11 protein-coding genes and 1 pseudogene are annotated in these 13,142 nt (G+C 38.6%); 9 read left to right on the forward strand and 3 right to left on the reverse strand.

Annotation, left to right across the window (positions count from 1 at the left end):
- Window positions 1-102: 102 nt before the first annotated feature.
- Both AADV52_RS00665 and murC read left to right on the forward strand, forming a co-directional pair.
- Complete coding sequence (locus tag AADV52_RS00665) at window positions 103-2,004, forward strand: SLAP domain-containing protein (protein ID WP_014918426.1); 1,902 nt, start codon at window positions 103-105, stop codon at window positions 2,002-2,004.
- A gap of 88 nt (window positions 2,005-2,092) precedes the next feature.
- Window positions 2,093-3,406 carry a UDP-N-acetylmuramate--L-alanine ligase gene (gene murC, locus AADV52_RS00670; RefSeq protein WP_014918427.1) on the forward strand — a complete coding sequence of 438 codons (1,314 nt, stop codon included), beginning with the start codon at window positions 2,093-2,095 and terminating at the stop codon, window positions 3,404-3,406.
- 54 nt (window positions 3,407-3,460) lie between these two features.
- Here the strand turns inward: murC and AADV52_RS00675 are convergent, their stop codons facing one another.
- On the reverse strand, window positions 3,461-4,438 hold the full coding sequence (locus AADV52_RS00675) for an SLAP domain-containing protein (RefSeq protein ID WP_014563193.1): 978 nt from the start codon (window positions 4,436-4,438) through the stop codon (window positions 3,461-3,463).
- Window positions 4,439-4,536: 98 nt separating this feature from the next.
- Window positions 4,537-6,051 (reverse strand): annotated as a pseudogene (locus AADV52_RS00680) (M1 family metallopeptidase).
- A 137-nt stretch (window positions 6,052-6,188) separates the two neighbouring features.
- Here AADV52_RS00680 and AADV52_RS00685 point away from each other — a divergent pair.
- A complete protein-coding gene (locus tag AADV52_RS00685) occupies window positions 6,189-7,166 on the forward strand; it encodes a class III bacteriocin (RefSeq protein WP_014918428.1) in 978 nt (325 codons plus the stop codon).
- 114 nt (window positions 7,167-7,280) lie between these two features.
- Here the strand turns inward: AADV52_RS00685 and AADV52_RS00690 are convergent, their stop codons facing one another.
- Window positions 7,281-7,403: a hypothetical protein gene (locus AADV52_RS00690; RefSeq protein ID WP_014918429.1), complete on the reverse strand. Its 123-nt coding sequence runs from the start codon at window positions 7,401-7,403 to the stop codon at window positions 7,281-7,283.
- Between the two features lie 169 nt (window positions 7,404-7,572).
- Between AADV52_RS00690 and AADV52_RS00695 the strand changes: the two genes are divergently transcribed.
- The 6 genes from AADV52_RS00695 (at window position 7,573) to purK (ending at window position 13,052) form a co-directional block, all read left to right on the forward strand.
- Window positions 7,573-7,887 carry a type II toxin-antitoxin system RelB/DinJ family antitoxin gene (locus AADV52_RS00695; protein ID WP_012212140.1) on the forward strand — a complete coding sequence of 105 codons (315 nt, stop codon included), beginning with the start codon at window positions 7,573-7,575 and terminating at the stop codon, window positions 7,885-7,887.
- A 17-nt stretch (window positions 7,888-7,904) separates the two neighbouring features.
- Window positions 7,905-8,786, forward strand: a complete 882-nt coding sequence (locus tag AADV52_RS00700) for an SPFH domain-containing protein (protein ID WP_003627167.1) — start codon at window positions 7,905-7,907, stop codon at window positions 8,784-8,786.
- 144 nt (window positions 8,787-8,930) lie between these two features.
- Window positions 8,931-9,584, forward strand: coding sequence for a flavodoxin family protein (locus AADV52_RS00705; protein ID WP_003629695.1), 654 nt, complete (start codon window positions 8,931-8,933; stop codon window positions 9,582-9,584).
- Window positions 9,585-9,751: 167 nt separating this feature from the next.
- The gene (locus AADV52_RS00710) at window positions 9,752-11,413 is read left to right on the forward strand and encodes a formate--tetrahydrofolate ligase (protein WP_014918430.1); all 1,662 of its coding nucleotides are present in this window, start codon (window positions 9,752-9,754) and stop codon (window positions 11,411-11,413) included.
- Window positions 11,414-11,425: 12 nt separating this feature from the next.
- Window positions 11,426-11,911: a 5-(carboxyamino)imidazole ribonucleotide mutase gene (gene purE / locus AADV52_RS00715; protein WP_014563196.1), complete on the forward strand. Its 486-nt coding sequence runs from the start codon at window positions 11,426-11,428 to the stop codon at window positions 11,909-11,911.
- Window positions 11,877-13,052, forward strand: coding sequence for a 5-(carboxyamino)imidazole ribonucleotide synthase (gene purK, locus AADV52_RS00720; protein ID WP_014918431.1), 1,176 nt, complete (start codon window positions 11,877-11,879; stop codon window positions 13,050-13,052). Before purE ends, purK begins: the two co-directional genes overlap by 35 nt.
- The last annotated feature ends 90 nt before the right edge of the window (window positions 13,053-13,142 follow it).

Here is a 13,142-nt window from a genome sequence, read left to right on the forward strand (position 1 = left end):
CGCTTTTTTGTGCCGTAAATCAAATTTCATCTTGAAATAACTAATCAAGGTATAATGAAACTGTAAAAGTTATTGAAACAAAGCCACAAGGGAGTGGAGAAAATGAAACTCAATAATAAAATTTTATCTAGTGCAGCGGCTGTTTTAGCAACAGTTTCTTTAGGTTTAATAACTTCTCAAACAGTTAATGCACAAAGCATTACTTTACATAAAGGCTACGATAAAACTGCAACGCCTTATATTAGACAAAAGGGCGAATTTATCCATGCAAATAAGAGTATCAAGATTAAGAATTATAAATTCTATGGTCAACCTACTTTAACTAAAGGTGATAAAGTGGTCTATGCTAGTGCTACAACACCTAGTCTGATTAACCAAGAATCTTATTACTACATCGGCAATGGTGGATATATTAAACAAAATAATGCGTATGTAATGAAGGGTGGTACATATGTACTTACCAGCAATTCATATGTTTACGATAAGAATGGTAAGAGATTAAAGACCTACCGCGGCAAGCGTGATTACTTACCTTATAACACTAAGGTTAAGTCACCAGCCAAAGATGAATACTACCGCAAGCCTTACACTTACTACAATATTGGTAAAAATACTTATGTCCAAAGTGATCAAATTGCCAAAGTAAATGGCAAAGGAGTTTTATTCGTTTCTCAAAATAGCTCCGTTTATAATTCTCGCGGCCAACGTCAAGGACGAGTAATTAAAGCTGGTCGATTAGTACCATATGCTGGTAAAGTTCAAGACAAAGATGGCCAATATTTCTATATGGCTAACAACAAGAAACACAATGTTCGTTCACTTAAGTCCTACAAGATTAAGGGCAACTATTACTTCAGAATTGGTAAAAATCAGTACATCAAGGCTAACAATGTAAATGCCATTAATGGTAATGCCCTTTATACCAAAGGTCCTATCAAGGTTAAGATTGTTGCCGATACACTTGCTTACAATCAAGACTTCCAACAAATCAATAAGCTGTACAAGAAAGGACAAACTGTAACAGCCGATATGGTGGTTCAAAGCGGGATGGGAGACTATACTGCTTCTTACTATCGTGTAAAGGGCGGTAAGAATCCAGTTTATATTGACACTGGCTTATATGAAGAAAGCAGTCCAGACGTTCCTTATGTTTGGAGTGGTGATAGAGGTCCAACTTTGGCTAAACAATATCTTAGCGGCGAAGATGTGTACAACATGCGCTATAGCGTAGCTGACTTCAAGATAGGTCAAACTGCTTTCTACAATGTCAACGGTGAAAAGGTTGATACTAAATTTGACGGTGATGAGTTGGCCGTTAACCAAAAACTTTATTTGTGGGATGCCAAGGAAAACAAAGCTGAATTGTACTACCATGTTCAAAACTCATTGGTTTACAAATCAGGTGCAGAAGACGATCGTCAAAATACTGCCTACAGCAATCTCTATGTCAAAGCTAGTGATGTAGCACTCAGTGGTAGAAAACTTAAGACCAGCAACACAGAAGCTGAAGCCAAAGCAAATAGTGCATTAGCAACTGCTAGTGAAAAGACTTCACTTACCAATGCAATTTCTGATGAAAGTACTGTTAAGGCATCCGATAAGTATCGTCTAGACAACTGGGTAAATCGTAGCTTGTACGACCAAGCCATAGAAAATGCGAAGACTGTTGCAGCGGATAAAGATGCAACTAAGGCTGCAGTTAACGAAGCTTTATGGCAAGTTAATTTTGCTAAGAAAAATTTGAAGGGTGTAAAAGTCAAAGCAAAAGACATCAACAACTTAACGCCTCTAGAAGCACAACAAGTCTTGAATTTAATGCGTCAAGCCTACAATAGTGACAAAAATTATCCAATGGTCGAGGTATATCAAAAGTGGGCACACAAGCCAGGCTATTATCCAGCAGAAGATTGGAAAGGTAACCAAAAGACAAGATATTACTTAATCCCAAGCAGCGGGGCTAAAAAAGTACTTCTAAAGTTCTCTGATTTTGCTACGGAAAAATGAAATAATGTTAGAATAAAAGACGAGTATTTTTAACATTATGGAGAGTTAAATATGTTACGAGTATTTTTAACATTATGGAGAGTTAAATATGTTAGATAAAAACAAACAAATTTGGTTTATTGGTATTAAAGGAACCGGTATGGCTTCTTTAGCACTACTTCTTCACGACTTAGGCTACAACGTTGCCGGTAGTGATATTGAAAAGTACACCTTCACTCAAGTTCCACTTGAAAAAGCTGGTATTGAAGTTAAGGACTTTGACCCAAGCAACATCAAGAGCAACGATGAACAAGTAATCGTTAAGGGGAATGCTTTTAAGGAAGATAACCCAGAAGTTAAGGGTTGCATTGATAAGGGCGTTAAGTGGCAAAGCTACCCAGATACTGTTGAAGAAATCGTGCAAATGCACACTTCAATCGGTATTTCAGGTACTCACGGCAAGACTTCAACCACTAGTCTTTTGTCACACGTTTTAGGTGAAGTTGCACCAACTACTTACTTAATTGGTGACGGTCGTGGTAAGGGTGTTCCAGATTCACGCTTCTTCGTTTACGAAGCTGATGAATACCGTCGTCACTTCTTGGCATATCACCCAGATTACCAAATTATGACTAACATCGACTTTGACCACCCAGACTACTTCAAGGATCAAGACGATTACACCAGCGCATTCCAATCAGCAGCTGATCAAACTAAGAAGGCATTGTTCGTATGGGGCGATGACAAGCGTCTTCAAAGCCTTAAGACTGATATTCCTAAGTACACTTACGGCTTTAACGATACTGATGACTTCCAAGCTACTGAAATTAAGAAGTCAACTACTGGTTCTAAGTTCCACGTTTTAGCTCATGGCAAAGATCTTGGTGAATTTGAAATTCACTTGTTTGGTGACCACAGCATTTTGAACTCAACTGCTGTTATCGCTGTTGCCTACACTGAAAAGGTACCAATGGATGATATCCGTGATGGTCTTCTTACTTTTAAGGGTGCTAAGCGTAGATTTAGTGAAAAAGACTTTGGCGACATTGCGGTTATTGATGACTATGCTCACCACCCAACTGAAATGCGTGCAACTATCCAAGCTGCTCGTCAAAAGTTCCCAGACAAGAAGTTAGTTGTTGTCTTCCAACCACATACTTTCTCAAGAACTAAGAAGTACCAAAAGGACTTCGAAGAAATCTTACGTGGCGTAGACAAGGCTTACGTAACTCCAATTTATGCTTCAGCCCGTGAAGCTAATGGTGATATTTCAAGTGAAGACTTGGTTAAGAATATCCCAGGTTCAGAAGTGATTGACTTAGATAATATTGCTGACTTAACTAAGAATAAGAATTCTGTCATCGTGTTCATGGGTGCCGGCGATATTCCTAAGTACGAAGATGCTTTTGAAAAGTTGCTTTAATTAAAAAAATAGGCATAAAAGATGCTCTCAAAAGAGAGCATTTTTTGTTTAGTCTTAATTTGCCAGGTGATTATCTAAATTGAAGTTGCCTTGGAATTCATCCGTGGTACTTTCTTGATCCATACCATATTCGGAATCGTCGCCCCAGTAAATGTATTGTGCGTTTTTACCTTTGGTGCCAGCAATTCTGAAGTAAAGGCCAGCTTCATCACCTTCACCAGTGGTCTTGGTGGCATCTACCTTAACTTTTTGACCAATCTTGAGCAACTTGCTGGTTGACTTAAGCTTATTATTCAAAACATGGATTTTGTTTAAAATAGTGGCGGTAGTAGTACCAGAAGCTTGGTAAAGGGTGTTGCCGTTGACAAAGCCAACATTTGAAGCATAGATATAAGCGCCATTACCTAAGGCATAGAATGGCTTGCCCTTGATAGTGGTTGTGTTCAAACTTCTCTTTTTAGATCCGCTAAGATTTGAGAAGTAGTAAAATACGTCATTCTTAGTTGTGGCGTGGGTTTTAGCTGGTGTTTTAACTAGCATATATTTAGGGATGAGTGACAAACCATTGAAAGTAGTGCGGTGACCGTTTTTATCATAAATGCGAGAGTTGGAACTCAAGATTAAAACATTTTGTCCATCCATTGAGCTAACATTCAAAGATTTGATGTAGCGTTTTTTACCGATGTTAACGTAAGAAGCGGTAGTGTAGTGGTAGTTCTTAGAAGTTTTTGCATCTACTTTTTTACCTTGGATCAGGATAGGCTTGCCATAATATTTAAAACTTGAGCCTGATTTAACCGTTGAAGCAACAGTCATCTTCTTGCCATTGACTTTTTGGGTAGTGGTAGTGGCATTGCCTTTGCTGTTGAAGACTTGAACTGTGCCGTTAAAGGATTTCTTGAGAGTAACTTTACCTTTTTGTGATTGCGTAGCTGCTTGAACTGTGTGAACAGGTTGATTGATAATAGCAGCTGCTGGTGCAACACTGATTAATAAAGCTGCTGCGATAGTTGCTAATTTTTTAGTAGTCATATTTTGTCTCCTTTGTAATAATCCCTTAAGTTGATTTTAGCACTTATGAGACTATAAAAATAACCTCGAAACTCAAACGTTTTCGGGGTTATTTGATTTTATTCACTTAAGTACTTAGGATCAATAAATTTATTGATCACGTTGTTAACCTTCTTTGAATTATCGTACTTGCGGATAATGTTCAAGAAGTCTTGTGTAGTTGCTTGCTTCAAGTAGTAAGTTTGATAGTAATCGTGTAAAGCATCGAAGAACTTGGTTTCGCCCATGGCAACCTTTAAAACAGCAGGGAAGTCCATCCCAAGTTCGTAAGCCATGTCTTCAGTGTCAACGCCCTTTGGTGGATTATTAACAGGGTAGTTGATGTAGCTGTCCTTTTGATTCTTATTAATGAATTGGTTAGCATTTTCTTTTAAGATCTTGTTAGCACGCTTGACGTTCTTACGAGTGTAGAACTTGCTGTGCATCAGTTTAGCACAGTAGGCCTTACTCTTAGTGTAGGTCAAATCTTAAACGCCATTTTCAAGGAGGTTGGTAAGACCTTCGTCAAGCCAAGGTTCCATGTATTCGTCGCTGCCGACAGTGCCGTAGAACCATTGGTGACCAACTTCGTGAGAAACATCTTCAGTTAATTCATTATATCTATCAAGTGGGTGCTTCTTTTGTAAAAAGCCGCTGGCATCGATCATGATCAAGCCAGGATATTCCATCCCACCGGTATCTTTACCAAGCAAGCCTTCAGTAATATCGATTTCTTTGTAAGGATATTTGCCGATCTTTTTGGTAAAAATGTGGAAACTGTCTTGGGCAGTCATCAAAGCAAGCTTGTTGTATTGCTTGCTGTTTTTGCTTGCAAGGTAGTAGTCGTTGATTCTTACGCCGTTTGCATAAGCGTGGTCAACCTTGAATTTGTTGGAAGCAGCGATTGCGACCTCACGCATGTTGTTGGCGGTAATTGTAGTTTTGCCATTCTTGGTTGTGCTTTGACCAGAAGCGGCAACTTTGTAGCTCTTTGGTGCGAAAAAGCTAACGTGGAAGTTGCTTACAGCACTGTTGCGGTTTTCACCAGCATCGTAGTATGGGTGATAATTCCACTTACCGTTGCGATAATCGCTTAAGTATGGGAAACAGAATGACAGGTTATAAACCTTACCGCCGTTGATATTTTGGTAGCCAAAACGATCTTGTCTCTTAGGCACGCCGGTAACTACGTTAACCGTTAAATCAGTGGATTCACCGGCGTTCAAATTCTTGTTAACGAATAAATTGCTCTTGTCTTTGCCAGTAGTGTAGGAAAGCTTTTGACCATCTGATGAAATGCTTTTAACTGAAGTTGTCGCATTTCTTGTAGCCTAAAAATGCTTGTGGTCGTATTTCAACACGCCGCTAGCAATATTTCTAACCAATAAATTTTTAACAGGTTCATTGCCGTTATTAACAACGTGCATGGTAACTTTTTCTGTTAATTGATTCTTGCGAGTGTTCAACTTCACGGTCATGTTGTAGTTTGTTGCCTTGATCGTAGGATCAGCCGCAGCTTGAACTTTTGAGTTGAAGCTAAATAATGCCGCAATGGTTACTGCACTCGACAATAAAAGTGTTGTTCTTCTTTTCATAATTTTCCCTCCAAGAAAAATTTACTCTAATTATTGGAAATTATCGGCATAAAGTCAATCTATTTTTTGATGATAGGATATAATTTATGTATAAGTGAAAATGAATAGATATAAAGAAAGAAGATAAATAAGTAAGAATGGTTAAAAGTATTACACCTCATTTGGTTTATCGCTTGAATGGGATGCACCATGTTGTAGCGCAAGTTGGTGTAGTAAATGGTGATCATGTTTTTGCCTTGCAACTTCTTCACAGTGCACATGATGTGTTGGTTTATAGAAAACATGAAGGTTTAACCAAGAACATCGATTATACTGATCCACACTTAGTAATGATGGGCTTTGGCCACACGCAAACCTGGGTACCAGCTAATGACAAGGATGAATATTTCGTAGGTGCTAAACCAAATTCAGGCAACTGGACTACTCAAATTGCACGAGTAAAGTACCCAAGACTTTTACCAGAAAGATATACTTCAAATACACAACTTCCACGTTTGTCACACTTGAATCACGTAACCGACGTTCCTTATGATGGTCATGATCACTTGCACAGAGTAGAAGCTTCAGTTTCACCAAATGGCAAGTACTTCATGATTGCTTCAATTTGGGATGATGGTTCAGGTCACTTTGGTTTGTTTGACTTAAATGAAGTAAACCAAAAGTTGAATGAAAATGGCACTAAGAACACGCCAATCACTGATTTACATTGCTTGAGTGCTTTCCACATCGACAACTTCGATAATCCAAGTGTTGCTCCAGATGAAGAAATGCCACAAATGATTGATTCAGTTCAAGGCTATGCTATTGATGATGACAAGAATATCTATATTTCTAACCAATTGTCACCAAAGATTAACCATGAAACTGGTGAAGTAATTACTTGGTCACGTAAGATTGTTAAGTTCCCATGGGGTGAAACAAACAGTGATAACTGGCAAGTAGCTATGGTTGATGGTATTGATTTACCAGATCGTTACAGTGAAATGGAAAGTATCCATGTTAATGCCGCAAATGATATTTACTTAACTGTGGCTTACCACCAAAAGTACATTAAGGGTGGAGAATATAAGTTAAAAACTTTGGAAAACCAAATTTTCCATATTACTGATTTGTAGAATAATAAAAATTTAACCAAGTAAAAAAGTGCTGATGTGTCTTTGCTTATGAAGACTATCAGCACTTTTTATTTCATATTAATCAGTAATTCTTTCTTTCCCAACAGCACGTTGTTAGGAAGGATTATAACCTAACTCTTCAATTTCTTGTCTTTTTTCTTTGTTATTGATTTGAGGAAGAGTATCCCAAAAGTTAGACTTGTTTTTCTTAATCTTTGAATTTCTGTTAGTTTTCATTGTTGTTTCCTTCATTTTCACTTTCTATAAATATAAGTATACTCTGAAAACCAAACCTATTTTTAGCTATTAAGATCGATTAATTCAAAATGAAATATTTTACAAAAATATATGCAATTTATATGTAAACGATATATAATAGTACCAAATTCAGAAAGGAGTAAAAATTATGGCAGAAAAAACAACAGGACTTTATGTCAGAATGAATCCAGAAAAGAAGGAAAAGGCAGAAGCTATTCTGAAAAAGCTGGGGTTAAATTCAGCTACGGCAATTAACATGTTCTATGATCAGATTATTCTTCATAATGGTATTCCTTTCAGAGTAGAGATTCCAAATGCATGGGATAATTTGGATCAAATGAATAAGTATGAATACGCCAAACTGCTTGACGAGCGCCTGAACACATTGAACGGAAGGGAAGATTTACTTGGAGATATCGCCAAGAGGCTTGATGCGGAAAAGAATGAAAAGAAAGACAACTAAGTTTTGAGGTAAAAATTATGATGGCAAGAATTATTATTGGCATTATTGTTGTTTTAGTTATTGTGTATGTTTGTTGTGGTTTTAAAATCGTTCCACAAAATAATGAAGGTTTGGTTGAAACCTTGGGTAAGTATTCTAAGACAGTAAAAGCTGGATTTATCTTTGTCTGGCCACTTTTCCAAAGAATTCGCAAAGTTCCATTAGCACTTCAACCACTTGAAATTTCTAAGTACTCAATCATTACCAAAGATAACGCTGAAATTTCTACTAGTTTAACTTTGAACTACTTGGTCACTGATTCATACCGTTACTTCTACAACAACACCGACTCAGTTGAATCAATGGTGCAATTAATCCGTGGTCACTTGCGTGACATTATTGGTCGTATGGATTTGAACGCAGCCCTTGGCTCAACTAAGGAAATTAACGATCAACTTTTCACTGCAACTGGTGACCTGACTGATATCTACGGTATCAAGGTCGTTCGTGTCAACGTTGATGAACTTTTACCAAGTGCTGAAATTCAACATGCCATGGACAAACAACTTACTGCCGACCGTGAAAAGACTGCCGCAATTGCTAAGGCCGAAGGTGAAGCTCGTACCATTGGAATGACCACTAAGGCTAAGAACGATGCTTTGGTTGCTACTGCTAAGGCCAACGCTGAGGCAGTTAAGACGCAAGCTGATGCCGACGCTTACCGTGTACAAAAGATGCAAGAAGCCTTGTCAAAGGCTGGCGAAGGTTACTTCAGAAACCAAAGTTTGGACAGCTTTAACCAATTGGCTCAAGGCCCTAACAACTTGATCGTGGTTGGCAAGGATGAAATGACCGACTTGGGTAAGGTTCCTGCTTTGAGAAAGGTGTGGGATGCCAGCGACGATAAGAAAGATAAATAAATAAAAATTAGCTCAATTCTCAAATGAGGATTGAGCTTTTTTATACTCTTAACGTATACCAGCATCAACATTAAGTAATTTTCAAACTCTCTTGCACAACTTATACTTGTAGTAACAATTGAGAATAAGAGGGGAAAGAAAATTATGTTTGGTCGTACTTATTCAGATTTAGGTCCAGTTGTAGGACAAATTAATGGTGAAGATATTCGCGCAAATCAATTAGAGAGACGTGGCTATGATTGGGAGAATGGTTATGGCACTCCATCCGATGGACAAGATACTAATCGTGATGGTCAACCAGTTAGAAAATTAACTAAAGATGCCAAAAGCATCATTATCTTTTGGTCGTGTTCCGGTTCAACTAAGTTGCTCGCAAGTAAAATTGCGCGTGAAACCGGTGCTGATATTTTAGAAATTACTTTAAGAAATCCTTATCCAGCAAATTACCGTAAAACGCTCAATCGCGCTAACTGTGAAAGAATTCAAAATGATCCACCTGAGCTTGAGATGCTGAGCCAATATGACACAATTTATTTAGGCTATCAGACCTGGGCAATGACTTTAAGTCAACCAATGAGGGCATTCCTACTTGAATATGGCGGCGAATTTTCTAATAAAAAGATTGCGCCATTCCTTTCTGAAGGTGGCTATGGTTCGGGTGATAGTACTGAATTGATCCGTGAGTTTATTGCACGTGATGGTGGTAAAAATAATACTTATACTTCTGCATTGGTAGTCGATGGCAATCGCGTTGACGAAAGTGATGTGGAAGTTAAGAGATGGTTGAAGACTATTTAGGATATAGCCTCGATTTAGGCTTTTTTATTTTTGCTTAAATAAAATATGGTTCGTAAAATATAGCTTTGCAAATACTTACATAGTGATGTATTGTATTAATATAAAAATAAATAAGAATGATATTATAAGTATTAAGTAACATTGTACGGTATATGAAAGGAACAATCATGCCAACTGACATTGAAATTGCTGATGCAGCCAAAATGCAACCGATCACTGAAATTGCCCAAAAGTTAGGCTTGTCCAGTGATGATATTGAACAATATGGTCACTATAAAGCTAAGATCAACTTGCCTGTTAAGGAAATTGAAGGCAAGAAACACAAATTGATTTTGGTGACAGGTATTAACCCAACTTCTGCTGGTGAAGGAAAATCTACTGTTTTAGTTGGCTTGGGGGATGCGCTTAACCAATTAGGCCATCAAACTACCATTGCCATGCGTGAACCATCAATGGGACCAGTCTTTGGGATCAAAGGCGGTGCAACAGGTGGTGGCTATAGCCAAGTTGTCCCAATGGAAGACATTAATTTACACTTCACTGGTGACATGCATGCCTTAACTTCTGCTAACAACACCTTGGCGGCTCTAATCGATAACTACATTATGCGCGACAATGCTTTAGGACTTGATCCACGCAGAATCATTTGGAAGAGAGTCGAAGACGTTAACGATCGTGCTTTAAGAAACGTGGTTACTGGACTCGGTGGCATCATGCAAGGTGTTCCTCGAGAAACCGGCTTTGATATTACCGCTGCTTCAGAAATGATGGCCATTCTTTGCTTATCTGAGAGCTTGCACGATTTAAAGAAGAGAATTGGTCGCATCGTTGTTGGTTATACCTATGACAAGAAGCCTGTTACCGTTGATCAATTGGGCTTCACTGGTGCAATTACACTTTTATTGAAAGATGCTATTAAGCCTAACTTAGTTCAAACTTTGGATCACACTCCTGCTATTGTTCACGGTGGACCATTTGCCAACATTGCTCATGGCTGTAACTCAGTTTTAGCTACTCAAATCGCCTTAAAGACTTCTGATTACACAGTTACTGAATCAGGCTTTGGTGCAGATCTCGGTGCTGAAAAGTTCTTAGATATCAAGCGTCCAGTTTTAGGCAAGACGCCAAATGCCGTGGTAATTGTCGCAACTTGTCGTGCACTTAAGCTCAACGGTGGTGCCGATAAGAATAATTTGACTGAAGAAAATCTTCCAGCCTTGCAAAAAGGTATGGCAAACTTGCGCAGACACGTTAAAAACATGCAAGGCTATAATTTGCCAATTGTGGTTGCGATTAATCACTTTACTAGTGATACTGAGGCTGAAATCAAAGCAATCCAAGATGCTTGTGCTGAAATGGGCGTAAAAGCTATTGAAGTTGACGCTTGGGCCAAAGGTGGAGAAGGCACGCAAGATTTGGCTAAAGAAGTAGTTCAACTTGCCGACCAAAAATTTGATTTCCACGAATTATATAAGAATTCTGATTCAATTGAAGACAAATTAAACGCCATTGCTACCAAGATTTATGGTGCAAAACGTGTAGTTTTGTCTAACAAAGCCAAAAAGCAAATTAAGACTTTTGATAAACAAGGCTGGAACAAGCTGCCTGTATGTATTGCTAAGACCCAATATTCATTTACAGATGATCAAACTAAGCTAGGCGCTCCAACTGATTTTGATTTCCATATTCGTTCCTTTGTACCTAAATTAGGTGCCGGCTTCATTGTCGCTTTATCAGGTACCATGATGACTATGCCTGGTCTAGCAAAGCATCCAGCCGCAGAAAATATGGATATTGATGATCAAGGTCAAATTACAGGACTATTTTAACGAGGAAGAATCATGTCTGAAATAAGCGTAATTATGGGTAGTAAGTCAGATTGGCCAACGATGAAGCATGCGTGTGAAATCTTGGATCAGTTCAATGTTAGCTATGATAAACATGTTATCTCAGCCCATAGAATGCCAAAGGAAATGTACGATTTTGCCCAAGCCGCTGAAGAAAAAGGCACCAAGGTGATCATTGCTGGTGCAGGTATGGCAGCGCATTTGCCTGGGATGACAGCCGCTAATACCGTGATTCCAGTAATTGGTGTTCCTGGACAAACTAAAGCATTGGGAGGGATGGATTCTCTTTTATCGATTGTTCAAATGCCAACCGGTATCCCTGTAGCTACCACTGCCATTGGTAATGCTGGTGCAAGCAACGCGGCACTTCTTGCACTAGAAATTTTGGGAATTAGTGACGAAAAAATAAGACAGCAATTGAAAGACTATCGCCAAAAGATGCATGATGAAGCAAAAGAAAGCAGTGCGGAACTTGATTGATCCAGATTTTATTGAACAAGGAAAGACTATTGGCATCATTGGAGGCGGACAACTAGGTCAAATGATGGCTTTGTCAGCCAAGTATGGTGGAATGAAAGTCATCACCTTGGATCCAACGCCAGACTGTCCTTGTGGTCAGGTTGCTGACAAGCAGATTGTGGCCGAATATTCAGACATTAATGCAATTGAAGAGCTGGCTAAAGAGAGCGACGTATTAACGTATGAATTTGAAAATGTTGACCTTCAAGCTTTAAAGGATGTTGCTGACAAAGTAAAAATTCCTCAAGGCACCAATCTGCTCTATATTACTAAGCATAGACTGCGTGAAAAGAACTTCTTGCGTAGTGCTGGTTGTATGACCGCACCTTATCTTCCTGTTAAAAACATGGCTGATTTAAAAGAAGCGATTAAAAAGATTGGCTATAACTGTGTCCTTAAAACCTGTGAAGGTGGCTACGATGGCCACGGCCAAGAAGTTTTAAAGAGCGATGCCGATCTGAAAAATAATGCGCATATCAAAGAAATTTTAGCTACAGGAGACTGCATTCTTGAAGGCTGGGTGCCATTCAAAGTTGAAGCTTCTGTCATGGTCGCAAGAAATGCAAAAGGCGAAGTGACAGTTTTCCCAGTTAGTGAAAACTACAATGCCGATGAAATTTTGCATATTAGTATTGTGCCAGCACGTGTTTCAAAAGAAATTTATGCTAAAGCACAGGCTATTGCTAAGCAAATTGCAGAAGCAATTCATTTGTGCGGTATTTTGGGTGTGGAGCTATTTATTCTGGATAACGGTGATATTTATGTCAATGAACTAGCACCACGTCCGCATAATTCAGGTCACTATTCGATTGAAGCCTGCAATTTTGACCAGTTTGATATCCATGATCGTGCTATTTGCAATTGGCCGTTGCCTAAGATTAAGCTGTTGTCCAAAGTGGTAATGGTGAATGTTTTGGGTCAACATGTAGCCGGCGTAAGAAAAGTCATTCCTGAAAAGAGCAACTGGCATTTTCACTACTATGGCAAGGCCGAAATCCGTCATAATCGTAAAATGGGCCACGTTACAATTCTTACTGACGATATTGAAAAAACGTTGCAAGAAATTAATGACACCCATATTTGGAAAACAAAAGTAAATTAATCTTGTTTAAGCAGAGCTATTAAAGCTCTGTTTTTTATTTATCATTTTCACTAAAACACGAACAATACTTCGTGATAGTATTTTTAATGC

It is taken from the genome of Lactobacillus helveticus (genome assembly GCF_046109915.1).
In the GTDB taxonomy this organism is placed as follows: Bacteria; Bacillota; Bacilli; order Lactobacillales; family Lactobacillaceae; genus Lactobacillus; species Lactobacillus helveticus.

What these genes read in the sequence shown, in the direction of transcription:
- AADV52_RS00705 (WP_003629695.1), top strand. Translation starts at nt 8,931, where the DNA reads ATGTTTGGTCGTACTTATTCAGATTTAGGTCCAGTTGTAGGACAAATT.
- AADV52_RS00710 (WP_014918430.1), top strand. Translation starts at nt 9,752, where the DNA reads ATGCCAACTGACATTGAAATTGCTGATGCAGCCAAAATGCAACCGATC.
- purK (WP_014918431.1), top strand. Translation starts at nt 11,877, where the DNA reads ATGAAGCAAAAGAAAGCAGTGCGGAACTTGATTGATCCAGATTTTATT.
- purE (WP_014563196.1), top strand. Translation starts at nt 11,426, where the DNA reads ATGTCTGAAATAAGCGTAATTATGGGTAGTAAGTCAGATTGGCCAACG.
- AADV52_RS00685 (WP_014918428.1), top strand. Translation starts at nt 6,189, where the DNA reads ATGGTTAAAAGTATTACACCTCATTTGGTTTATCGCTTGAATGGGATG.
- AADV52_RS00690 (WP_014918429.1), bottom strand. Translation starts at nt 7,403, where the DNA reads ATGAAAACTAACAGAAATTCAAAGATTAAGAAAAACAAGTCTAACTTT.
- AADV52_RS00695 (WP_012212140.1), top strand. Translation starts at nt 7,573, where the DNA reads ATGGCAGAAAAAACAACAGGACTTTATGTCAGAATGAATCCAGAAAAG.
- AADV52_RS00675 (WP_014563193.1), bottom strand. Translation starts at nt 4,438, where the DNA reads ATGACTACTAAAAAATTAGCAACTATCGCAGCAGCTTTATTAATCAGT.
- AADV52_RS00700 (WP_003627167.1), top strand. Translation starts at nt 7,905, where the DNA reads ATGATGGCAAGAATTATTATTGGCATTATTGTTGTTTTAGTTATTGTG.
- AADV52_RS00665 (WP_014918426.1), top strand. Translation starts at nt 103, where the DNA reads ATGAAACTCAATAATAAAATTTTATCTAGTGCAGCGGCTGTTTTAGCA.
- murC (WP_014918427.1), top strand. Translation starts at nt 2,093, where the DNA reads ATGTTAGATAAAAACAAACAAATTTGGTTTATTGGTATTAAAGGAACC.